Below are 19,708 nucleotides of genomic sequence, written 5' to 3' on the forward strand. Positions count from 1 at the left end.
TAGCACACAAGGGAGCAGGTTGTCGTGGCGAGCGTGCCCAGCGTTTCGTACTCCATCACCGTCCGGCTGGAGGTCCCGGCCGGCGGCAAGGCGGTCAGCCAGATCACCCACGTGGTCGAGAACGCCGGCGGCATCGTCACGGCCCTCGACGTCAACACGGCGGGGCACGAGACGCTGCGCATCGACGTGACGATCGCCACCCGCGACACCCAGCACGCCGAGGCGATCGCGAGCGCGCTGGAGAAGATCGACGCGATCAAGATCCACAAGGTCAGCGACCGGACCTTCCTGATGCACCTCGGCGGCAAGATCGAGATGCAGTCGAAGGTGCCGCTGCGCAACCGCGACGAGCTGTCGATGGCCTACACCCCCGGCGTCGCCCGGGTGTCGCTCGCGATCGCGCGCAACCCCGAGGACGTCCGCCGGCTGACGATCAAGCGCAACAGCGTCGCGGTCGTCACCGACGGGTCCGCGGTGCTCGGCCTCGGCAACATCGGCCCGGAGGCGGCGCTGCCGGTCATGGAGGGCAAGGCGGCGCTGTTCAAGCGGTTCGCCGGCATCGACGCGTGGCCGATCTGCCTGGACACCCAGGACACCGACGAGATCGTCCGGACGGTGCAGATCCTCGCGCCCGCGTTCGGCGGCATCAACCTGGAGGACATCTCCGCGCCGCGCTGCTTCGAGGTCGAGCGGCGGCTGCGCGAGCTGCTGGACATCCCGGTCTTCCACGACGACCAGCACGGCACCGCGATCTGCGTGCTGGCCGCGCTGACCAACGCGCTGCGGGTCGTCGGCAAGGACATCGGCTCGGTCCGCATCACGATGGCGGGCGCGGGCGCCGCGGGCACCGCGATCCTGAAGCTGCTCATGCACGCCGGCGCGCGCGACCTGATCGTCTGCGACTACCGGGGCGCGGTGCACAAGGGCCGCGACGACCTCGACGACTCGCTGCGCTGGATCGCCGACCACACCAACACCGCCGGCTACTCCGGCGACCTGCGCGGCGCCGTGAAGGACGCGGACGTGTTCATCGGCGTGTCCGCGTCCGGCATCCTGGACGGCGACGACATCGCGACGATGAACGACGGCGCGATCGTGTTCGCGCTGGCGAACCCGGAGCCGGAGGTGTCGCCGGACGAGGCGCGCGAGCACGCCGCCGTCGTCGCGACGGGCCGCAGCGACTACCCGAACCAGATCAACAACGTGCTGGCGTTCCCGGGCGTGTTCCGCGGGCTGCTGGACGCGCAGGCCGACGGGGTCACCGAGGCGATGCTGGCGGCGGCCGCGAAGGCGCTGGCCGAGGTGGTCACGCCGGGCGAGCTCGGCCCGAACTACATCGTGCCGAGCGTGTTCCACCCGGAGGTGGCGTCGCGCGTCGCGGGCGCCGTCCGCGAGGCGGCCGGCGGCCGCGCCCGCACCGAGGCCTGACCGCCCGCCCCCCGCGCCCGGGCCGGGTGACCACACCCTGTCGGCATTGGTCCGTGGAAGGGCCGCGGTCTTCGGCCTCTACGGCCCGACGCCGCGCCTCACCCTCCCCTCGGCGGCGCCGAGCCCGGCTAGGTCAGTCGGTCTTCTTCGCGAAGACCTGGTCGCGGCGGCGGGGCCAGATCCCGCCGTACCAGAAGATGACCACGCCGGTGAGCATCACGCCGACGCCGGTCGCGGCCCGGGCCCACAGGACGGTGTCCGGGCCGGTGTGCGGCAGCTTGCTCGGCTTGGTCCTGTGCGGCGCGGCTCCCGCGTGCTTGCAGTTCGCCGTGAGCGAGCGCGTCTCGATCTGCTTGTTGGCCCAGTCGACCTGGACGAGCGTCCGCCGGTCCTCCTTCAGCTCGACCGTCACGGTCTTGCTGTCGTGCGCCGCGACCGCCGCGGGGACCGTGGCGGAGTCGTCGTTCTTGAGGACGGTGAAGTCCTCGCGCTGCGTCCCGGTGTTGCGGACGGTGACGCGCACCGACCGCGACGGGCACGACACCGACCCGATGGTGGCGGTGACGGGCTGCGGCGCGGCCGTGCTCGTCGGCGTCTTCGACGGCTTGTGCGTCGTCTTCTTCGTCGGGGTGGGTGAGGTCGTCGTGCCGCTGGGACTCGGACTCGCCGACGTGGAGGTGGTGGAGGACGCTTGCGCGCCCGAGCCCGACGACTTCATCAGCGCCGGTACGGCGATCAGTGCGCCGATGACGAGAAACACGGCGGCGATGATGACCCTGGGCAACTGCATCGCTGTCCTCCTGGCCCGTGGGGGGCTGAGCGGGCGCCGGGTGATCCGGGATCATTCTTAACCTAGGCGGTTGTGGTGCCGATATCCCCATCGCTAGGAATGCCTAACAGGCTAACGAGCGGGGAGACGTGCCGTGGGAGGTCCGCGCAACGCATGATGGAACCCATGGAAGACGGCATCAGGGTGGGGCTTCTGCTGGTCGCGACACCTCAGCTGGAGGACCCCAACTTCAGGCGCAGCGTCGTCCTGGTGGTGGAGCACGACATCGACGGGGGCACCCTGGGGGTTGTCCTGAACCGGCCGACCGAAATTCCGGTCGACCGGGTGCTGCCGCCGTGGGCCGAGCTGGTGACGGGCCCGTCGGTGGTGTTCCAGGGCGGCCCGGTCGCGCTGGACAACGCGCTCGCCCTGGCCCGTCTGCCCGGCGAGGACGAGCCGCTCGGCTGGCGGGCGCTGGAGGGCGGCTCCGAGGTCGCCCGGGTCGGCCTGGTCGACCTGGAGGCCCCGCCGGGGCTGCTCGCGCCGGAGGTGCTGCAGCTGCGCGTGTTCGCCGGGTACGCCGGCTGGTCGGCCGGGCAGCTGCGCGGCGAGATCGAGGACGGCGCGTGGTACCTGGTGCCGGCCGAGGCGGGCGACGTGTTCGCCGGGGACCCGGACCGGCTGTGGCAGCAGGTGCTCCGCCGGCAGGGCGGCGACCTGGCGTTCGTCTCCACTTTCCCCGAGGACCCGACGCTGAACTAAGGTGATGGACGTGAGTACGAAGATCCTTCCCGAGAGCGACACCCAGCAGGACGTCCGGCCGGACCTCTCGCACGGTGACGGCGACCACGAGCGGTTCGCCCACTACGTGAAGAAGGCCAAGATCACCGAGAGTGCGGTGACCGGCACGCCGGTGATCGCGCTGTGCGGCAAGGTCTGGGTGCCGAACCGGGATCCGAAGAAGTACCCGGTCTGCCCGGAGTGCAAGGAGATCTACGAGTCCATGCAGCCGGGCGGGGACAAGGGCGACGAGTGACGGCCGGCTGAGAGCCGGATGAGGGCGCCGGGCCGGGGGTCCGCATGCGCCCGTGACGGTCCCGCGGTCGGGGTTCGCCGGCAGGGCGGACGCGCCACCGCGGGGCCTTCGCGTTTCGCTTTCCAAACGGGGATAGTACGGGGGACAGATGCGGCGGTTCGCCGGGGTTTCGCTGTGCGCACTGGCGGTCACGGTGTGTGCGGTGTCGAGTTCGATGAGTGACGGCCCGCGCGCGCGGGCCAGGACCGTCCGGCCGGCCGGCGCCCTCGCGGCGGGTAAGGACGGCTGCGAGCAGGGGGCCGCGGCCCGGGTGGCCCGGACGCGCGACCCGGACGGCGAGCTGAGCCGCGCCCAGGCCGTCGCGATGCTCGAAGATCTGAGCAGGACGCTCCGCGACCGGTACGGGACGTCGGACGAGCGGCGGTTCGACACGGCGCGCCGGCGGGCGCTGGTCATCCCGGTGCGCTTCCACGTCCTCGCCGCCGGACGCACGGGACGCCTGTCCAAGGCGGCCGTCAAGGGCCAGATCGCCACGCTGAACGCGGCGTACAGCGGGCGGACGGGCGGCGCCGACACCGGCGTGCGGTTCCGCCTCACCGGCTACGACGTCACGAACAAGGCCGCCTGGTTCCACCACCCGCGCAAGTACCAGAGCCGCATCAAGCACAGGCTGCGCCGGGGCGGGCGCGGCACCCTCAACCTGTACACAGCCGCCGTGGGCAGCGACGTCCTCGGGTTCTCCACGTTCCCGCAGTGGTACCGGAAGAGCCCGCGGATGGACGGCGTCGTCGTCGACTACCGGAGCCTTCCGCACGGCTCGTACCGGCGCTTCAACCACGGCTACACGGCCGTCCACGAGATCGGGCACTGGCTGGGGCTGCTGCACACGTTCCAGGGCGGGTGCACGCCACCCGGCGACGGGGTGTCCGACACCCCGTACGAGGCGAGGCCCGCGCAAGGATGCCCGCACTACAAGGACACCTGCCCGCAGCGCGGCGACGACCCCGTCCACAACTTCATGAACTACGGGTTCGACTCCTGCATGCGGAACTTCACCCCAGGTCAGGGCCGCCGGATCCGTGCGGTGTGGGCCGCGTACCGGGCGCCGGGCCACAGGCGCGAGCGGAGCCGCGCACGCGCGACGGGCAGTGTGGATCGCGGCACAGGAGGGGCGGGCGCGGCACGTTCTGTCGGTGGGCGTCGGTAACCTGCTATGACCGTGAGCACCTTCGCCGCATCGAGCATGCCCCCCGCGTTCCCCGAGCGGGCCGCCTGGGGGACCGCGCAGTGCCTGCGCGCCTGGCAGCAGCAGGCGCTGGAGGCTTACTTCGGCGTGGACGGGCAGCAGCCGGGTCCGCGTGACTTCCTGACCGTCGCGACGCCCGGCGCCGGCAAGACGACGTTCGCGCTGCGCCTCGCCCGGGAGTTGCTGGAGCGCAGGATCATCGCGGCGATCACGATCGTCTGCCCGACCGAGCACCTCAAGCGGCAGTGGGCCGAGTCCGCCGCCCGCGTCGGCATCAAGATCAACCCCGAGTACCAGAACGGCGACGGCCCGGTCGGCAAGGACTTCCACGGCGTCGCCGTCACCTACGCGACCGTCGCGGCGCGCCCGGCGCTGCACCGCAACCGCACCGAGTCGCGCAAGTCCCTGGTGATCTTCGACGAGGTGCACCACGCGGGCGACGGGCTGTCCTGGGGCGACGCGGTCCGGGAGGCGTTCGAGCCCGCGACGCGGCGGCTCGCGCTGTCGGGCACCCCGTTCCGCACCGACATCAACCCGATCCCGTTCGTCCGCTACGAGGAGGGCCCGGACGGGATCAAGCGCAGCCAGGCCGACTACACCTACGGCTACGGCCCCGCGCTCGCCGACGGGGTCGTCCGCCCGGTGATCTTCCTGGCGTACGCGGGGGAGATGCGCTGGCGCACCCGCGCCGGCGACGAGATCACCGCGACGCTCGGCGAGCCGCTCACCCAGGACCAGACCGCGCAGGCGTGGCGCGCCGCGCTCGACCCCAAGGGCGACTGGATCAAGCAGGTCATCGCCGCCGCCGACCGCCGCCTCAGCGAGCTGCGCCGGGTCATCCCGGACGCGGGCGGGCTCGTCATCGCCACCGACCACGAGGCCGCCCGTGCCTACGCCAAGATGCTGCGCGCGGTCACCGGGCAGGGCGCGACGATCGTGCTGTCGGACGACCCGACCGCGTCCAAGAAGATCAAGGCGTTCAGCGAGACCGACGACCGGTGGATGGTCGCGGTCCGGATGGTGTCGGAGGGCGTCGACATCCCGCGGCTGTGCGTCGGCGTGTACGCCACGTCCACCAGCACGCCGCTGTTCTTCGCGCAGGCGATCGGCCGTTTCGTCCGCGCCCGCAGGCGCGGCGAGACGGCGTCGGTGTTCCTGCCGTCGGTGCCGACGCTGATGGGGCACGCCGCCGAGCTGGAGGAGGAGCGCGACCACGTCCTCGACCGGCCGGTCCGCGAGGACGGCCTCGACGACGACCTGCTCGCCGAGGCCAACCGCCGGCAGGACACCCCGGACGTCGGCGAGGAGCTGCCGTTCGAGACGGTCGAGGCGTCCGCGACGTTCGACCGCGTCCTGTACGACGGCGGCGAGTTCGGCATGCAGGCCCAGCCGGGCTCCGCCGAGGAGGAGGAGTTCCTCGGCATCCCGGGGCTGCTGGAGCCCGAGCAGGTGACGCAGCTGCTGCGCAAGCGGCAGGCCGACCAGATGGCCAGCGAGCGCCGCCGCAAGACCGGCGACCCGCGCGCCGACCGCACCGCCGCCGAGGACCTGCACGCCCTGCGCAAGGAGCTGAACGGCCTGGTCAACGCGTGGAACCACCGCACCGGCCAGCCGCAGGGCGTGATCCACAGCCAGCTCCGGTCGGCCTGCGGCGGGCCGCCCGTCCCGCAGGCCAGCGCCGAGGAGATCCGCAAGCGGATCGGCAAGATCCGCGAATGGGCCGCCAAGCGCGGCTGACCTCGGGGGCGTCGCGGGTCAGTGCAGCGGCGGCAGGTCGAGGGCCTTGACGATGCGGTCCACCGTCTCCTCGGGGGTGCCGGTGATGGGGACGGTCAGGACGTGCTCGTCCGGGGCGGGCCGCTCCAGGTCGGCGAACTGGCTGTCCAGCAGTCCGGCGCCGAAGAAGTGGCCGTGCCGCCTGCGCATCCGCTCGGCGATGACGTCGCGGTCGCCGTCGAGCAGCACGGTGCGGACGGCGGGCCGGCCGCCCGCCAGCTGGACGCGGTAGGCGCGCTTCAGCGCCGAGCAGCTGACGACGCCGGGCCGCCCGGAGGCGAGCCGGTCGTCGATCCACGCGGCGATCGCGCGCAGCCAGGGGGCGCGGTCGGCGTCGGTCAGCGGGTGCCCGGCCCGCATCTTGGCGATGTTCTCCGCGGAGTGGAACGCGTCGGCCTCGGCGTAGTCCCAGCCGAGCCGCTCGGCGAGCAGGCCGCCGACGGTGGTCTTGCCGCTGCCGGACACGCCGGCGACCAGGACGACCTCGATGGCGGGGGGCTCGTTGTCGGGGGGAGTGCTCACGTTCAGCCGCTCACGACCGGGTCGCCGGACAGGGTGACGCCCTCGCGGCCGAGCTCGTCCAGGGCGCGGTCGACGGTGGCCGTGCCGACGCCCGCCGTCAGGTCGAGCAGGACGCGGGTGCGCAGGCCGGCCCGGGCCGCGTCGACGGCGGTCGCGCGGACGCAGTGGTCGGTGGCGATGCCGACGACGTCGACGGCGTCGACGCCGCGGGAGGCGAGCCAGTCGCCGAGCGGGACGTCGTCGTCGGAGGCGCCCTCGAAGCCGCTGTAGGCGGCGGCCTCGCGGCCCTTGCTGAACACCGCCTCGATCGGGGCGAGCGCCAGGTTCGGGTGGAAGTCGGCGCCGGGGGTGCCGATCACGCAGTGCGGGGGCCAGGTGTCGACGAAGTCGGGACGGTCGGAGAAGTGGCCGCCGGGGTCGAGGTGGAAGTCGCGGGTCGCGACGATGTGCGCGTAGCCGCCGCCCTGCGCGGCGACATGGCCGGAGATGGCCGTGGCCACGCCCGCGCCGCCCGCGACGGCGAGCGATCCGCCCTCGCAGAAGTCGTTCTGCACGTCCACGATGATCAGAGCCTTCTTGCCCATGACCGCTCCTCTGCCGGTGTCTCCCCGTCGTTGACGCTACCCCAGCGGTGCCCGTGCGTTTCCGGGCCCCGGCCGGGAACGGCGCCGGTCAGGCGCGCGGGCCGCCCACGACGAACTCGGTGGGCAGGGCCGGCTCGCCCTTGGACAGCTGGAGCGCGGTCGCGGGCAGCTCCGCGACGGACCGGACGTGCCGGTCCCGGGCGTCCCGCAGCGACTCGCGCCCGACGATCTCCCCGTCGCGGACCAGCGGCACGTGCAGGACGCGGTCGCGCCGGCCCGGCACCGGCTCGCCGACCGACACCGTCTCGGCGTAGGCGGTGCCGTGCGCGTCGATCCGCCGCACGGCGCTCTTGCGGCCGCCGCGGCTGGGCTTGCCGGCCGACCGCTTCGCGACGGGGCGCATCGCGGCGCCCTCGCCGGGGGCGTCGGCGCGGGCGACGAGCTTGTAGACGAGCGAGGCGGTCGGCGCGCCGGACCCCGTCACCAGGGACGTCCCGACCCCGTACCCGTCGACGGGCGCGGCGGCGAGCGCGGCGATGCCGTACTCGTCGAGGTCGCCGGTGACGACGATGCGCGTGTCGCGGGCGCCCAGCGCGTCGAGCTGCTCGCGGACGCGGCGGGCCATCACGCCGAGGTCGCCGCTGTCGATGCGGACGGCGCCGAGGGACGGCCCGGCGAGCTCCACGGCCGTCCGGACGGCGCGTTCGACGTCGTAGGTGTCGACCAGCAGCGTCGTCCCGTCGCCGAGCGAGGCGAGCTGCGCCTCGAACGCGTGCCGCTCGCCGTCGTGCAGGAGGGTGAAGGAGTGCGCGCTCGTCCCGGCGGTGGGGACGCCGTAGCGGCGGCCCGCCTCGAGGTTCGAGGTGGTGGTGAACCCGGCGATGTAGGCGGCGCGGGCGGCGGCGACGGCGGCGCGCTCGTGCGTGCGCCGCGACCCCATCTCGATGATCGGCCGGTCCTGCGCGGCCTGCACCATCCGGGACGCGGCGGACGCGATCGCGCAGTCGTGGTTGAGGATCGACAGCACGAGGGTCTCCAGCAGTACCGCCTCGGCGAACGTCCCCTCGACCACCAGGATCGGCGATTCCGGGAAGTAGCAGTCGCCTTCGGCATATCCCCAGACGTTCCCGGTGAAGCGGTACTTCTCCAGCCACTGCGCCGTCGGATCGTCCACGATCCCCTTCGCGGTGAGGAACTCCAGCTCCGCGGTGTCGAACCGGAACGCCTCGATCGCGTCCAGCAGCCGCCCGACGCCCGCGACGACGCCGTACCGGCGGCCGGCGGGCAGGCTGCGCGCGAACACCTCGAAGACCGCGCGCCGCCCGGCCGTGCCGCTGCGCAGCGCGGCCTGCAGCATGGTCAGCTCGTACTGGTCGGTGAGCAGGGCGGTTCCGTCGTCAGCGTCCACAGGTGGAACCCTAAGGGCAGGTGCGGGCACCATGGAGGGGCGGGCCGCCGCACCCGGCGCGGATCACACGGGTCGCAGTGAAGATCGCCCCGGACGGGGCGCGGGCGCATAGCATCGGGTGCGGTGGGCGGACCGACAACGCGGGGAAAGGGGGAGACGCGGCCGATGAGCGTCACGAGCAGGGCGAGCGGGGCGCGGTCATGAGCACGGCGCCCGCACCCGTCGAGCTGGAGCGGCCCGGCACCGAGGAGGACGTGCGCGCCGACCGGCCTTGGCTGGCGATCGTCTGGAACGACCCGATCAACCTGATGTCGTACGTCACGTACGTGTTCCAGACCGTCTTCGGCTACCCCAAGAGCAAGGCCGAGAAGCTGATGCTGGACGTCCACCACAAGGGTCGCGCCGTCGTGGCCAAGGGCACCCGCGAGGAGATGGAGCGGGACGTGGAGATCCTGCACTCCTACGGGCTGTGGGCCACCGTGAAGCGGGACGACTGAACCGATCCCGAAACGGCGTTCCGGGGGCGCGGGGCCGCCGTCCCCCCTCGGGAGCCACCGAAGCCTTCTGGGCGGAGCGATCCGATGAGCAACGTGAAGAAGACCCGCAAGGGCGTCGTCGTGCGGCTGGAGCCGGAGGAGGCGGCGCTGGTGCGGGCGCTGATGGAGCAGCTGGTCACGCTCCTCGGGGACGTCCCGGGCGGGGACGGCGAGCTGGCGTCCGTCGGCATCGCCGAGAACGCCGTCAAGCCGGACGATCCGGTGCTGGCGCGGCTGTTCCCCGACGCCTACCGCGAGGACGGCGAGGCGGCGGGGGAGTTCCGCCGCTACACCGAGATGGGGCTGCGCGACGGCAAGCGCGAGGCGGCCCGGACGGTGCTGGACGCGCTGAAGGAGCCGGGCGCCGACATCGTCCTCGACCAGGAGCGGGCGCAGATCTGGCTGCGCGCCCTGAACGACGTCCGGCTGGCGCTCGGCACCCGGCTGGACATCAGCGAGGAGTGGTACGAGGAGGCCGAGCGGCTCGACCCGCGCGACCCGCGCACGCCGATGTTCGCCGCCTACGACTGGCTGACGATGCTGCAGGAAGGGCTCGTCCGCGCCCTCTGAAAGCCGCTCGATCGGCTGCCGTGCGAGCAAATCCCGGCCGCACCCGGCCATCGGCGACATCACCGATTGTCGGGACGCGGACGCCCTGAGTGGTGTCCACTGGGGGGCGAGGGGACGCCGCCAGACCCGCCGCGGTAGAGGCGGGGCCTACGCCAACCGGAGGCCGCGATGCCGGCAGGGACCGGTCACAGCAAAGCCGTCGGCTCGATGCAGCTCGGCGACCACCTGTGCCTTTTCTTCGACAGCGACGCCGAACGGCGGTCCGTGATGGCCGCCTACGTCCGCGACGGGGTGCGCGCGGGCCACAAGGTGATCTACATCTCCGACGCGGTGCCCGCGCGGGACGTCGCCGCCTGGCTCGGCGGGGGGGACGGCGGGCCCGACACCGTCGGCCCGCCGCGCGAGGACGCCGGCTTCGACTTCGCCGCCGCGATGGACGCCGGGCACTTCGTCGTCCGCACCGCCGAGGAGACGTTCCTGGCCAGCGGCAGGTTCGACCCGGACGAGAGCCTGGCGCTGATGGCCACCGAGATCGACCTCGCGCTCGTGCAGGGCTACTCCGGGGTCCGGATCGCCGGGGAGGCGCGGTTCTCGCTGCGCCGCTGGCCCGGGACCGAGCGGCACGGCGACTTCGAGCGCATGCTCGACCAGGTCTTCATGACCACCGACCTGAAGGCGATGGCGATCTGCCAGTTCGACCGCCGCTGGTTCGACGAGGAGCGGCTGGCCGAGCTGGAGGCCGGGCACATGGGCCGGGTCCGGGCGAACGACCACTACGACGACGGCGCGCTGCGCATCGCGCCGACGTTCACGCCGCCGGGCGCGGCGCTGACCGGGGTACTGGACGCCGAGACCGGCCCGGCGGCGGAGAAGGTGCTGGCGTCGGTCGCGTCCACGGCGGGGCTGCTCTGCCTGGACCTGCACGGCCTGACCGGCTGGGACGAGACCGGGCTGCGGCTGCTGGCCGACGCCGACCGGCCGGCCCTCGGCGCGAACCGCGGCCTGCTGCTGCGCGGCGCGGCCCCCGAGCTGGCCGGGCGGCTGCGCGAGTCGGGTCTGCTGACCCGGTCGGGAGTGTCGATCGAGGAACGGACAGGCTGAGCGGAGGGACGGTTCGCGCATGGCGGTCGGGCACCCCGCGGCGGTCGGCGGAATGCGCTTCGGCGACCATTTCTTCCTCGCCTACGACAACGGCGCCGAACGGTACGCCGTCCTGGCCGCCTACCTGCGCGCCGGGCTGCGGGCCGGGCACGCGCTCGTCCACCTGGCCGACGGCGAGTCCGCGGAGGCCGTGCGGGACCGGCTGCGGGCGCTGTTCGCGGCGGACGCGCCCGACCTGCTCGCGGCGGTCAACGACGGCCGGGTGGCGGTGCCGGAGGCCGCCGGCCGCCCGGCCGCCGAGGTGATCGCCTCGGCCGCCGGGCCGGACCGTAGCGCGGGCGTCCGGGTGAGCGTCGAGGCGTCGCCGTCGTCGCGCGGCTGGCCCGGCAGCGCCGGGTTCGCGGCGTTCGAGGACGCCGTGGGCCGGGCCGTGGCCGCGGCCGGGGACGCGATGGCGCTGTGCCAGTTCGACCGGCAGTGGTTCGGGGCCGGCCGGCTGGACGCGCTGGAGGCGTGCCACGGCGGGCGGGCCGGCGCCGACGCGGTCTTCGACGACGGCGTGCTGCGGATCGACCCGCTGTTCGCGCCGCCGGGCCTGCGGCTGTCCGGCTCGATCGACGAGTCGACGCTGCCGGGGCTGCTGGCGGCGCTGCGCGGGCTGGACGACCGCGCCGCGCACGTCTGCCTGGACCTGGCCGGCGTGGAGTTCTGCGACCTGGCGGGGCTGCGCGCGCTGGTCGGCGTGAACGAGTGGAGCATCGTGCCCGACCGGCTGGTCGTCCTGCGGTCGGCGCCCCGCTGCGTGGAGATGATGATGCGCGCGTCCGGCTGGGAGGGCGCGCCCGGGATCGTCCACGAGGGGGTCCGGTGACCGCCCCCGGGGCCGGCCCGCCGCAGATGCGGGGGCTCGTGCCGGACGCGCCGCCGCGGGCGGGCGGCGGTGACGTGCTGGTGCACCGGGCCGTCCCGTACGGGTGGCCGCGCGAGCTGGCGCTGACCGCCGTCCCGTACCTGGAGGCCGGGTGGAGCGCGGGCGACGCGGTCGTGGTGATCGCGTCCGAGCCGGTCCGGGTGATGCTGCGGGAGCGGCTCGGCGCGCGGGTCCGCGAGGCGATCGAGTTCATCGACGCCGCCGACTGGTTCGGCGGACCGATGCGGGCGCTGGCCGGCTACCACGACCGGATGCGCGCCGACTGGTGGCCGCGCGGGCGGCTGCGGCTGCTCGCCGAGCCGGTGTGGGACGGGCTGACCCCGCTGGAGACGCTCGAGTGGCAGCGGCACGAGTCGCTGCTGAACGTGGTGTTCGCCGGCACCCCGACCATGATCATGTGCGCGTACGACGCGGTGGCGCTGCCGCCGCCGGTGCTGACCGCGATGGCCCGCACGCATCCGGAGCTGGCCGGCCCGGACGGCCCGCGGCCGAGCCCCGAGTACACCGACCCCGCCGAGTTCTACGCCGAGTGCAACGCGGGCGCGCTCCCGCCGCCCCCGCCTACCGCCGCGCACCGGCCGTTCGGCGCGGGCGGGCTGCCGTCGCTGCGCGGGTTCCTCACCGCCGAGGCCGCGCGGCTCGGGCTGCCGGAGGCCCGGACGCTGCCGTTCGTGCTGGCGGTGAACGAGGTCGCCACGCTGATCATCCGGGCCGGCGGCGGGCGCGGCTCGGCGGCGCTGTGGGCGGGCGAGGGGGAGCTGGTGTGCGAGGTCGCCGATCCGGGCCGGATGCTCGCCGACCGGTTCCTCGGCTACTCCCCGCCGCCGCCCGGCCCGTCCCCGTCCGGTCAGGCCGGGCAGGCAGGTCAGGGCGGGCAGGGCACCGACGGCGCGATGTGGGCGGTGCGCCGGCTCTGCCACATCGTGCAGATCAGATCCGGCGCGGACGGCACCCGCATCCGGATGCACGTCCGCCTGGACCACGGGTGAGGGGCGCGCCGGCCGGGGCGGTAGCCTTCGGGTCATGCTGACGATCGAGCGTGCCCTGGTCGAGAAGATCGTCGCGCATGCGCGCGCCGACCATCCGGACGAGGCGTGCGGCATCATCGCCGGCCCGATCGGGTCGGACCGGCCCGTCCGGTACGTCGCGATGACCAACGCCGAGCGGTCCCCGACGTTCTACCGGTTCGACTCGCAGGAGCAGCTCAAGCTGTGGCGGGAGATGGACGACCGCGACGAGGAGCCGGTGGTGATCTACCACTCGCACACCGCGACCGAGGCGTACCCGTCCCGCACCGACATCTCCTACGCGTCCGAGCCGAACGCGCACTACGTGCTGGTGTCCACCCGCGATGAGGACACCGAGGAGTTCCGGTCATACCGGATCGTGGACGGCGAGGTGACCGAGGAAGAGGTCCGCGTCGTCGACTCCTACGACGCCTGATCGCCAGGGGAACCTAGCCGGATGGCGGCGGGGAACGGCCGGGGCGCGGCCGGTAAACTGGTCGACATGTGGACGAGCGGGGACGTGACGGGCGTGCGGCGCCGCGTCCCGTGCTTCGCGGTGCCACCCGTACAGAGCTTCCTGTTCGGGCATTCGCGGGCCGAGGTCGTCTACGACTGTTCGCCGATGCGCTGATCCTGCCCGGAATTCCCCCGCTGCCCGCCCGGTTGTGACGCAGAGGGCGGGGAGCCCCGTACGACCGAAGGAGATCATCGCGATGGCGATCGAGGTCCGGATCCCGACGATCCTGCGCAACCTCACCGACGGCGCCAAGGCCGTCGAGGGCAAGGGCGGCACGCTCGACGAGCTGTTCGCCGACCTGGACACCCGCCACCCCGGGCTGCGCGACCGGCTGGTGGACGACAAGGGCCTGCGCAAGTTCGTCAACGTGTACCTCAACGACGAGGACGTCCGGTTCCTCGGCGGCCTGGAGGCGCCGGTCTCCGACGGCGACGGCGTGACGATCCTGCCGGCCGTCGCGGGCGGCTGAGCCGGGCCGGGGACGAGCGCACATGCGATTCGACTCGCTGCTGGACTCGCTCGGCGGCACCCCGCTGGTCGGGCTGCCGCGGCTGTCGCCGAGCGGGGACGTCCGGCTCTGGGCGAAGCTCGAGGACCGCAACCCGACCGGGTCGGTGAAGGACCGCCCCGCCTTCTACATGATCGAGAAGGCGGAGAAGGACGGCCTGCTGACGCCGGGCTGCACGATCCTGGAGCCGACGTCCGGTAACACCGGCATCTCCCTCGCGATGGTCGCCAAGCTGCGCGGCTACCGGATGGTGTGCGTGATGCCGGAGAACACCTCGGCGGAGCGCCGCCAGCTGCTGGAGATGTGGGGCGCGCGGATCATCCCCTCGCCCGCGGCGGGCGGGTCGAACGAGGCCGTCCGGGTGGCGAAGGGCCTGGCGGCCGAGAACCCCGACTGGGTGATGCTGTACCAGTACGGGAACGAGGCCAACGCGCTGGCGCACTACGAGACGACCGGGCCGGAGATCCTCGCGGACCTGCCGTCGGTGACGCACTTCGTCGCGGGCCTCGGCACCACCGGCACGCTGATGGGCGTCGGCCGGTACCTGCGCGAGCAGGTGCCGGACGTGAAGATCGTCGCGGCGGAGCCGCGGTACGGCGAGCTGGTGTACGGGCTGCGCAACATCGACGAGGGCTTCATCCCGGAGCTGTACGACGACTCGGTCCTGACGACGCGGTTCTCGGTCGGGTCGCGGGACGCGCTGCGCCGCACCCGCGAGCTGCTGGAGCAGGAGGGCATCTTCGCGGGCATCTCCACCGGCGGGGCGCTGCACGCCGCGATCGGCATGGCGAACAAGGCGGTGAAGGCGGGCGAGCGCGCCGACATCGTGTTCATCGTCGCCGACGGCGGCTGGAAGTACCTGTCCACCGGCGCGTACGGCGGCACGCTGGAGGAGGCCGAGGCGCGCCTCGAAGGCCAGCTCTGGGCCTGACGCCGCCGTACCGGGCCTGCTCCCGGGCACCGGCCGGGGCGGCGTGATCCCGGCCACGGCGCGCCTCCCGGCCGGCGCGGTACAGTTCGTACTCGAACGAGATTCTAGAACTGTGCCGGCCGGGTGGACGCCCGCCGGACGCCCCGGGAGATGACGGATGAGCGGGTTCGAGGCGGCCACCGCGGTGCAGCGGGTCGAGGACGGCCGGTACGAGGTCGACCTGGACGGCGACTTCGGCTTCGCCGAGGCGCTGAACGGCGGCTACCTGATGGCCGTGCTGGACCGCGCCGCCGTCGACGCCTCCCCGCACGAGCACCCCGTCTCCACCGCGGCGTCGTTCCTGCGTCCCGTCAAGCCCGGCCGCGCGGAGGTGGTCGTCGACACCCGCAAGACCGGCCGCACCGCCGCGACGGCGCTGGTCGGCCTCGTCCAGGACGGGCGTCCCGCGGTGGAGGCGCTGATCACCACCGGCACGCTCGGCGCCGCCGCCGAGCCCGCGTTCGCCGGCCCCGCGCCCGCCGTCCCCGTCCCGCCGCTGGAGGAGTGCTCCGGTGAGCTGCCGCACGAGGGCACCGAGGGTTTCGCCGGCCGGGTGGACATGCGCTTCGACCGCTCCACGATGGGCTGGCTGGACGGCACGCCGAGCGGCCGGCCGGAGATCCGCGCCTGGTTCCGGCTGCGCGACGGCCACGTCCCGGACGCCTTCGCCCTCGCCCTCGCCGTCGACGCGCTGCCGCCCGTCGCGCTGAACCTCGGCTCCAAGGGCTGGGCGCCGACCGTCCAGCTCACCTGGCACATGCGGGCCGTCCCCGCGCCCGGCTGGCTCGCCGTGCACGGCACCGGCCGGCTGCTGTCGGACGGCTGGTTCGACGAGGAGGTCGAGGTGTGGGACTCCGCCGGACGCCTCGTCGCGCAGAGCCGGCAGATCGCCCGGGCGGGCATCGGCGTCAAGAAGTGACCCGAGCGCCCGGGGCGACCCGGGTGACACGCCTGACCGGCGTTTCGCGCGCCCGGCGACGGGATCGCGCGCACATCCCGTGAACTGGCGCGTTTTCCCATGGGTGACGGTGTGATGTCCAACGCATGACGCACCTCGGCGGGGGTAAGTCGCCTAGCCTGTAGGACCATGTCAGCGACCGGCGACCTCGACGCGACGGACCTGTCCTCCGGTGGCCGGTCGGACCTTCCGATCGGGATCTTCGACAGCGGGTTCGGGGGCCTCACCGTGGCCCGCGCCATCCTCGACCAGCTGCCGAACGAGCCGATCATCTACCTCGGCGACTCGGCCCGCCAGCCGTACGGGCCGCGTCCCATCGCCGAAGTCCGCGCGTTCGCGCTGGAGATGCTGGACCGGCTCGTCGACGAGGGCGTCAAGATGCTGGTGATCGCCTGCAACAGCGCCAGCTCGGCGATGCTGCGCGACGCCCGCGAGCGCTACGACGTCCCGGTCGTCGAGGTGATCAACCCGGCGACCCGGCGCGCCGCCCGCGCCACCTCCAACGGGCGGGTCGGGCTGATCGCGACGAACGCCACCGTCACCAGCCGCGCCTACGACGACGCGTTCGCCGCCGCCCCGCACATCGAGCTGGTCAGCGCGGCGTGCCCGCGCTTCGTCGAGTTCGTCGAGGCGGGTGTGACGATGGGGCCGGAACTGCTGGACGCGGCGCGCGGGTACCTGCGGCCGATCGTGGCCGCGGGCTGCGACACCCTCATCCTCGGCTGCACGCATTACCCACTGCTGACCGGCGTCATCTCGTATGTCGTCGGCGACGGGGTCACACTGGTGTCAAGCGCCGACGAGACCGCCAAGGACGTGTATCGAGTGCTGCACGACCAAGGGCTGGCCCGTGACGAGGGGACGCCCCGGCCACGGCACCGGTTCCGCGCGACCGGTGACCCCGCCGTGTTCGCCGAACTCGGCCGCCGCTTCCTCGGGCCGGAGATCGACGCGGTGGAGACCGCCCCCGACACCGGCGGAGCCGACTCGGGCGGCACGGGGCCGGTGCTGAACACGGCTCTCACCACCTGAGACCACCTGATTCCTCGGGGACACAAGAGGAGGAGTGAGCGTGCGGGTCACAGTGATCGGCTGCTCCGGCAGTTTCCCGGGGCCGGACAGCCCCGCGTCCAGCTACCTGATCGAGGCCGACGGCTACGCGCTGGTGCTCGATCTCGGCAACGGCGCGCTCGGGTCGCTGCAGCGCTTCCGCTCGTTGCAGGAGATCGACGCGGTGTGCATCTCGCACCTGCACGCCGACCACTGCCTGGACCTGTGCGGCTTCTGGGTGGCGCGCACCTACCACCCGGACGGCCCGCAGCCGCGGCTGCCGGTGCACGGCCCCGAGGGGACCGCGGTGCGGATGGCGAAGGCCTACGACCTCGAACCCGAGCCGGGGATGTGCGAGACGTTCGACTTCCACGTGCTGCGCCGCGGCCCGTACGAGATCGGCCCGTTCCGGGTGACGACCGCGCTGATGCCGCACCCGGTGGAGGCGTACGCGTTCCGCATCGAGCACGGCGGCCGGGCCCTCGCCTACTCCGGCGACACGGGCGTGTCGGACACGCTCGTGGAGCTGGCGCGCGGCGCCGACCTGTTCCTGTGCGAGGCGTCGTTCCTGGAGGGCCCGGACCTGCCGTCCGAGCTGCACCTGACCGCGCGGGAGGCGGGCGAGCACGCCGCCCGCGCCGATGTCGGCCGGCTCGTCCTCACCCATCTGGTGCCGTGGAACGACCAGGACACCTCGCTGAAGGAGGCCCGGACGAGCGGGTACGGCGGCGAGATCGAGCTCGCCCGGGTGGGCGCCTCCTACGAGCTGTGACCGCGTCCGGCGGGCACTAGGGTGGTGCGCATGCCACGCCCCGATGATCGCGCGTCAGACCAGCTCCGTCCCGTCCGCATCCAGCGCGGATGGCTCGACCACGCGGAGGGGTCGGTGCTCGTCGAGTTCGGCCGGACGCGGGTGCTGTGCGCGGCCTCCGTGCAGGATTCGGTGCCGCGCTGGCGGCGCGACTCCGGGCTCGGCTGGGTGACCGCCGAGTACGCGATGCTGCCGCGCGCCACCAACACCCGCAACGACCGCGAGTCCATCAAGGGCCGGGTCGGCGGCCGCACCCACGAGATCTCCCGGCTGATCGGCCGGTCCGTGCGGGCCTGCCTGGACTTCAAGGCGCTCGGCGAGAAGACCGTCCAGCTGGACTGCGACGTGCTGCAGGCCGACGGCGGCACCCGCACCGCCGCGATCACCGGCGCGTACGTCGCGCTCGCCGACGCGGTGTCGTGGATGCGCGAGCGCAAGATGCTGCGCGGGAACCCGCTGGTCACCTCCGTCGCGGCGGTCAGCGTCGGCGTCGTCGCCGGGGAGGCGCGGCTCGACCTGTGCTACGAGGAGGACTCGGTCGCCGGCACCGACATGAACGTGGTGTGCACCGGCGACGGGAGGTTCGTCGAGGTGCAGGGCACCGCCGAGGGCGCCCCGTTCGACCGCGCCGAGCTGGACGCGCTGCTCGACCTCGCCGCGGGCGGCTGCGCCGAGCTGACCCGGCTGCAGAACGAGGCACTGCAGAAGGAGACGCAGGCCCGGTGACGCGGATCGTGCTGGCGACCCGCAACGCGGGCAAGATCGCCGAACTGGAGCGGATCCTCGACGGCATCGCCGTGGCGGGCCTCGCGGAGTTCCCGGACGCCCCCGACGTGCCCGAGACCGAGCTGACCTTCGAGGGCAACGCGCTGCTGAAGGCCCGCGCGATCGCCGCGCACACCGGCCTGCCCGCCGTCGCCGACGACTCCGGACTGTGCGTGGACGCGCTGAACGGTATGCCGGGCGTGCTGTCGGCCCGCTGGTCGGGCCGGTTCGGCGACGCCACCGGCGACAAGGACGCCGCGAACCTGCGGCTCGTGCTGGACCAGCTCGGCGACGTCGCCGACGGCCTGCGCGGCGGAGCGTTCGTGTGCGCGGCGGCGCTGGTCGTCCCGGCGCACGGCGACCGCGGCGCGGTCGAGCACACCGTCGAGGGCCGGATGCGCGGGACCATCGTCCGGGCGCCGCGCGGCACCGGCGGCTTCGGCTACGACCCGGTCTTCCTCCCGGACGGCGAGACCCGCACCACCGCGGAGATGGCGCCGGAGGAGAAGGACGCGATCAGCCACCGGGGCAAGGCGTTCCGCGCGCTGGCCGGGCTGCTGCCCGACGCGCTCGCCGCCGCCGGCCGCCCCTAGCGCGGGGGCTCGCGGCGGCCTCGGGGAATTCCTCGGGTTCCATGACAACCCGGCGGCCTCCGGCGGAGGTTCTGACGGGTGTACGGACACCGTTCCCCCCGAGGAGCAACATGATCGACAAGGGTCGCATCCGCCGCGGGCCGATGCTCGCGCTGGCCGGCGTCGCGGGCGCCGGCGCGCTCGCCGCCGGGATCTGGGCGGCCGCCGGCTCCGGCTCGTCACCGCACGTCAGGACGGTCTCGGAGCGGAACGCGCTGACGCACACCGCGACGCCCGCGCCGGTGTCCGCGCGGCCGTGCGCGTCGCCGCGGCCGTCCACCCGCACCCCGGCGCCCGTCCCGCCGAAGGCCGCGCGGCCGACGGAACCGCCGGTCCCCTCCGCGAGCCCGCGCCGCCTCCCGCCGCGGCCCGTGCCGTCGCCGACGAAGGCGCGCCCCCACCCCGTGCCCTCGAAGGCGCGCCCGCACCCGGTTCCCTCGAAGGCGCGGCCGGTGCCGTCCCCGACGCACTGCGGTGCCCGGCAGGGCGCCCCGCGCCCGAGCCGCACGCCGACGGCGCGGCCGGTGCCGTCAACGCCGCCGACGGCGGCGACGCCCGTTCCCTCGGCGAGCCGGAGGTAGCC

25 protein-coding genes are annotated in these 19,708 nt (G+C 73.7%); 21 read left to right on the forward strand and 4 right to left on the reverse strand.

Annotated elements, in window-relative coordinates:
- Window positions 1-24 precede the first annotated feature (24 nt).
- Window positions 25-1,428 carry an NAD-dependent malic enzyme gene (locus F8568_RS26650; protein WP_151596446.1) on the forward strand — a complete coding sequence of 468 codons (1,404 nt, stop codon included), beginning with the start codon at window positions 25-27 and terminating at the stop codon, window positions 1,426-1,428.
- A 133-nt stretch (window positions 1,429-1,561) separates the two neighbouring features.
- Here F8568_RS26650 and F8568_RS26655 read toward each other — a convergent pair whose 3' ends face one another.
- Window positions 1,562-1,951, reverse strand: coding sequence for a hypothetical protein (locus F8568_RS26655; protein WP_151596447.1), 390 nt, complete (start codon window positions 1,949-1,951; stop codon window positions 1,562-1,564).
- On the opposite strand from F8568_RS26655, the gene F8568_RS26660 reads away from it, so the two are divergent.
- The 5 genes from F8568_RS26660 to F8568_RS26680 all read left to right on the forward strand — a co-directional run bounded on the left by F8568_RS26660 (window position 1,941) and on the right by F8568_RS26680 (window position 6,216).
- Window positions 1,941-2,279 (forward strand): hypothetical protein, encoded by a 339-nt coding sequence (locus tag F8568_RS26660; RefSeq protein WP_151596448.1) that lies wholly within the window; start codon window positions 1,941-1,943, stop codon window positions 2,277-2,279. The two genes, F8568_RS26655 and F8568_RS26660, sit on opposite strands and share 11 nt — an antisense overlap.
- Before the next feature lie 104 nt (window positions 2,280-2,383).
- The gene (locus F8568_RS26665) at window positions 2,384-2,959 is read left to right on the forward strand and encodes a YqgE/AlgH family protein (protein ID WP_151596449.1); all 576 of its coding nucleotides are present in this window, start codon (window positions 2,384-2,386) and stop codon (window positions 2,957-2,959) included.
- 4 nt (window positions 2,960-2,963) lie between these two features.
- Window positions 2,964-3,233 (forward strand): DUF3039 domain-containing protein, encoded by a 270-nt coding sequence (locus tag F8568_RS26670; RefSeq protein WP_151546083.1) that lies wholly within the window; start codon window positions 2,964-2,966, stop codon window positions 3,231-3,233.
- A gap of 214 nt (window positions 3,234-3,447) precedes the next feature.
- Window positions 3,448-4,440: a zinc metalloprotease gene (locus tag F8568_RS26675; RefSeq protein ID WP_151596450.1), complete on the forward strand. Its 993-nt coding sequence runs from the start codon at window positions 3,448-3,450 to the stop codon at window positions 4,438-4,440.
- A gap of 36 nt (window positions 4,441-4,476) precedes the next feature.
- Window positions 4,477-6,216, forward strand: a complete 1,740-nt coding sequence (locus F8568_RS26680) for a DEAD/DEAH box helicase (RefSeq protein ID WP_202125387.1) — start codon at window positions 4,477-4,479, stop codon at window positions 6,214-6,216.
- Between the two features lie 18 nt (window positions 6,217-6,234).
- Here the strand turns inward: F8568_RS26680 and F8568_RS26685 are convergent, their stop codons facing one another.
- From F8568_RS26685 to F8568_RS26695, 3 genes are all read right to left on the reverse strand, one after another.
- The gene (locus tag F8568_RS26685) at window positions 6,235-6,777 is read right to left on the reverse strand and encodes a gluconokinase (RefSeq protein WP_151596452.1); all 543 of its coding nucleotides are present in this window, start codon (window positions 6,775-6,777) and stop codon (window positions 6,235-6,237) included.
- Between the two features lie 2 nt (window positions 6,778-6,779).
- The gene (locus tag F8568_RS26690) at window positions 6,780-7,361 is read right to left on the reverse strand and encodes an isochorismatase family protein (RefSeq protein WP_151596453.1); all 582 of its coding nucleotides are present in this window, start codon (window positions 7,359-7,361) and stop codon (window positions 6,780-6,782) included.
- Between the two features lie 88 nt (window positions 7,362-7,449).
- Entirely contained in the window at window positions 7,450-8,769 is a 1,320-nt protein-coding gene (locus tag F8568_RS26695; RefSeq protein WP_328601032.1) for a nicotinate phosphoribosyltransferase, read from the reverse strand.
- Between the two features lie 200 nt (window positions 8,770-8,969).
- On the opposite strand from F8568_RS26695, the gene clpS reads away from it, so the two are divergent.
- The 15 genes from clpS to F8568_RS26770 all read left to right on the forward strand — a co-directional run bounded on the left by clpS (window position 8,970) and on the right by F8568_RS26770 (window position 19,706).
- Entirely contained in the window at window positions 8,970-9,266 is a 297-nt protein-coding gene (gene clpS, locus F8568_RS26700) for an ATP-dependent Clp protease adapter ClpS (protein WP_151596455.1), read from the forward strand.
- Window positions 9,267-9,350: 84 nt separating this feature from the next.
- Window positions 9,351-9,875: a DUF2017 domain-containing protein gene (locus F8568_RS26705; protein ID WP_151596456.1), complete on the forward strand. Its 525-nt coding sequence runs from the start codon at window positions 9,351-9,353 to the stop codon at window positions 9,873-9,875.
- Window positions 9,876-10,043: 168 nt separating this feature from the next.
- Window positions 10,044-10,976 (forward strand): MEDS domain-containing protein, encoded by a 933-nt coding sequence (locus F8568_RS26710; protein WP_151596457.1) that lies wholly within the window; start codon window positions 10,044-10,046, stop codon window positions 10,974-10,976.
- 19 nt (window positions 10,977-10,995) lie between these two features.
- On the forward strand, window positions 10,996-11,847 hold the full coding sequence (locus F8568_RS26715; RefSeq protein WP_151596458.1) for an MEDS domain-containing protein: 852 nt from the start codon (window positions 10,996-10,998) through the stop codon (window positions 11,845-11,847).
- Complete coding sequence (locus tag F8568_RS26720) at window positions 11,844-12,896, forward strand: anti-sigma factor RsbA family regulatory protein (RefSeq protein WP_151596459.1); 1,053 nt, start codon at window positions 11,844-11,846, stop codon at window positions 12,894-12,896. Before F8568_RS26715 ends, F8568_RS26720 begins: the two co-directional genes overlap by 4 nt.
- Before the next feature lie 34 nt (window positions 12,897-12,930).
- Window positions 12,931-13,350, forward strand: coding sequence for a Mov34/MPN/PAD-1 family protein (locus F8568_RS26725; RefSeq protein ID WP_151596460.1), 420 nt, complete (start codon window positions 12,931-12,933; stop codon window positions 13,348-13,350).
- Window positions 13,351-13,371: 21 nt separating this feature from the next.
- Window positions 13,372-13,545, forward strand: coding sequence for a hypothetical protein (locus F8568_RS26730; protein WP_160573767.1), 174 nt, complete (start codon window positions 13,372-13,374; stop codon window positions 13,543-13,545).
- Between the two features lie 82 nt (window positions 13,546-13,627).
- Window positions 13,628-13,900, forward strand: coding sequence for a MoaD/ThiS family protein (locus F8568_RS26735; protein ID WP_151596461.1), 273 nt, complete (start codon window positions 13,628-13,630; stop codon window positions 13,898-13,900).
- A gap of 22 nt (window positions 13,901-13,922) precedes the next feature.
- On the forward strand, window positions 13,923-14,870 hold the full coding sequence (locus tag F8568_RS26740; RefSeq protein WP_151596462.1) for a PLP-dependent cysteine synthase family protein: 948 nt from the start codon (window positions 13,923-13,925) through the stop codon (window positions 14,868-14,870).
- A 157-nt stretch (window positions 14,871-15,027) separates the two neighbouring features.
- The gene (locus tag F8568_RS26745; RefSeq protein ID WP_151596463.1) at window positions 15,028-15,828 is read left to right on the forward strand and encodes a thioesterase family protein; all 801 of its coding nucleotides are present in this window, start codon (window positions 15,028-15,030) and stop codon (window positions 15,826-15,828) included.
- 168 nt (window positions 15,829-15,996) lie between these two features.
- On the forward strand, window positions 15,997-16,899 hold the full coding sequence (murI, locus tag F8568_RS26750) for a glutamate racemase (protein ID WP_151596464.1): 903 nt from the start codon (window positions 15,997-15,999) through the stop codon (window positions 16,897-16,899).
- A 40-nt stretch (window positions 16,900-16,939) separates the two neighbouring features.
- Window positions 16,940-17,689, forward strand: a complete 750-nt coding sequence (locus tag F8568_RS26755) for an MBL fold metallo-hydrolase (RefSeq protein ID WP_151596465.1) — start codon at window positions 16,940-16,942, stop codon at window positions 17,687-17,689.
- 30 nt (window positions 17,690-17,719) lie between these two features.
- A complete protein-coding gene (gene rph, locus F8568_RS26760; RefSeq protein WP_151596466.1) occupies window positions 17,720-18,454 on the forward strand; it encodes a ribonuclease PH in 735 nt (244 codons plus the stop codon).
- On the forward strand, window positions 18,451-19,086 hold the full coding sequence (gene rdgB, locus F8568_RS26765; protein WP_151596467.1) for an RdgB/HAM1 family non-canonical purine NTP pyrophosphatase: 636 nt from the start codon (window positions 18,451-18,453) through the stop codon (window positions 19,084-19,086). Before rph ends, rdgB begins: the two co-directional genes overlap by 4 nt.
- Before the next feature lie 110 nt (window positions 19,087-19,196).
- Window positions 19,197-19,706, forward strand: coding sequence for a hypothetical protein (locus F8568_RS26770; RefSeq protein WP_151596468.1), 510 nt, complete (start codon window positions 19,197-19,199; stop codon window positions 19,704-19,706).
- The last annotated feature ends 2 nt before the right edge of the window (window positions 19,707-19,708 follow it).

Source organism: Actinomadura physcomitrii, assembly GCF_008923205.2.
GTDB lineage: Bacteria > Actinomycetota > Actinomycetes > Streptosporangiales > Streptosporangiaceae > Spirillospora > Spirillospora physcomitrii.

What these genes read in the sequence shown, in the direction of transcription:
- F8568_RS26665 (WP_151596449.1), top strand. Translation starts at nt 2,384, where the DNA reads ATGGAAGACGGCATCAGGGTGGGGCTTCTGCTGGTCGCGACACCTCAG.
- F8568_RS26670 (WP_151546083.1), top strand. Translation starts at nt 2,964, where the DNA reads ATGGACGTGAGTACGAAGATCCTTCCCGAGAGCGACACCCAGCAGGAC.
- F8568_RS26675 (WP_151596450.1), top strand. Translation starts at nt 3,448, where the DNA reads ATGAGTGACGGCCCGCGCGCGCGGGCCAGGACCGTCCGGCCGGCCGGC.
- F8568_RS26680 (WP_202125387.1), top strand. Translation starts at nt 4,477, where the DNA reads ATGCCCCCCGCGTTCCCCGAGCGGGCCGCCTGGGGGACCGCGCAGTGC.
- F8568_RS26690 (WP_151596453.1), bottom strand. Translation starts at nt 7,361, where the DNA reads ATGGGCAAGAAGGCTCTGATCATCGTGGACGTGCAGAACGACTTCTGC.
- clpS (WP_151596455.1), top strand. Translation starts at nt 8,970, where the DNA reads ATGAGCACGGCGCCCGCACCCGTCGAGCTGGAGCGGCCCGGCACCGAG.
- F8568_RS26705 (WP_151596456.1), top strand. Translation starts at nt 9,351, where the DNA reads ATGAGCAACGTGAAGAAGACCCGCAAGGGCGTCGTCGTGCGGCTGGAG.
- F8568_RS26710 (WP_151596457.1), top strand. Translation starts at nt 10,044, where the DNA reads ATGCCGGCAGGGACCGGTCACAGCAAAGCCGTCGGCTCGATGCAGCTC.
- F8568_RS26715 (WP_151596458.1), top strand. Translation starts at nt 10,996, where the DNA reads ATGGCGGTCGGGCACCCCGCGGCGGTCGGCGGAATGCGCTTCGGCGAC.
- F8568_RS26725 (WP_151596460.1), top strand. Translation starts at nt 12,931, where the DNA reads ATGCTGACGATCGAGCGTGCCCTGGTCGAGAAGATCGTCGCGCATGCG.
- F8568_RS26730 (WP_160573767.1), top strand. Translation starts at nt 13,372, where the DNA reads ATGGCGGCGGGGAACGGCCGGGGCGCGGCCGGTAAACTGGTCGACATG.
- F8568_RS26735 (WP_151596461.1), top strand. Translation starts at nt 13,628, where the DNA reads ATGGCGATCGAGGTCCGGATCCCGACGATCCTGCGCAACCTCACCGAC.
- F8568_RS26740 (WP_151596462.1), top strand. Translation starts at nt 13,923, where the DNA reads ATGCGATTCGACTCGCTGCTGGACTCGCTCGGCGGCACCCCGCTGGTC.
- F8568_RS26745 (WP_151596463.1), top strand. Translation starts at nt 15,028, where the DNA reads ATGAGCGGGTTCGAGGCGGCCACCGCGGTGCAGCGGGTCGAGGACGGC.
- murI (WP_151596464.1), top strand. Translation starts at nt 15,997, where the DNA reads ATGTCAGCGACCGGCGACCTCGACGCGACGGACCTGTCCTCCGGTGGC.
- rph (WP_151596466.1), top strand. Translation starts at nt 17,720, where the DNA reads ATGCCACGCCCCGATGATCGCGCGTCAGACCAGCTCCGTCCCGTCCGC.
- F8568_RS26770 (WP_151596468.1), top strand. Translation starts at nt 19,197, where the DNA reads ATGATCGACAAGGGTCGCATCCGCCGCGGGCCGATGCTCGCGCTGGCC.